Source organism: Jejuia spongiicola (assembly GCF_023502325.1).
Classification (GTDB): domain Bacteria; phylum Bacteroidota; class Bacteroidia; order Flavobacteriales; family Flavobacteriaceae; genus Wocania_A; species Wocania_A spongiicola.
Map to the genome: position 1 here is coordinate 1 of NZ_JAMFLZ010000027.1, position 731 is coordinate 731.

Consider the following 731-nt stretch of genomic DNA (forward strand, 5'->3'; position numbering starts at 1 on the left):
TCTGGTGAAGAAGATGTAATGCGAGACGATTTAAGAGTAGCAGGTTTAATACCATTAAGGTCACCATATATAGATGAATTAATATCAGATACAGACTTTACAACTGTGGGGAATGATGCCATTGTAGATTGGGTATGGGTAGAACTACGTGATGCAACTAATAATACAACGGTTTTAAGTTCGCAATCTGCTTTATTACAACGTGATGGCGATGTGGTAAGTATTAATGGTACCTCACCCCTTGCATTTACACTAGCTCCAGGTAACTATTATGTGGCTATTGCACACCGTAACCACCTAGGTATTATTACTGCCAATACAGTAACCTTAAACCAAACAGTTAGCTCATTAGATTTAACAGCCAACAGCTCCCTTATATACCAAGGTACTGCTGCCATGGTAACTTTAAATAATGATAAATTAGCTCTTATTGCTGGTGATGCTAATACTAGCGGACAAGTACAAAATGAAGATTTAGATATTGTTATTGGTTTAAATGGTGAAGGAGGCAGTTACTTTGATGCGGATATAGATAGCAACAGCCAAGTACAAAATACAGATATAGATATTATTACTACCAATAACGGTAAAGGAGAACAGATCAATCTAAAAACTGATAATACTAAATTAGAGCTTGTTATTATTGCCCCTTTAAATATAACTCATAAAAAAATGAATAATAAATAATACACATAAACAACTATACTAACCTTTTTTGCTATCCTAATTTT

General features: G+C 34.1%; 1 pseudogene. It reads left to right on the forward strand.

What is annotated here, in order from left to right:
- Positions 1 to 687 (forward strand): annotated as a pseudogene (locus M3P09_RS17200) (hypothetical protein); the annotation flags it as partial.
- Between the last annotated feature and the right edge of the window lie 44 nt (positions 688 to 731).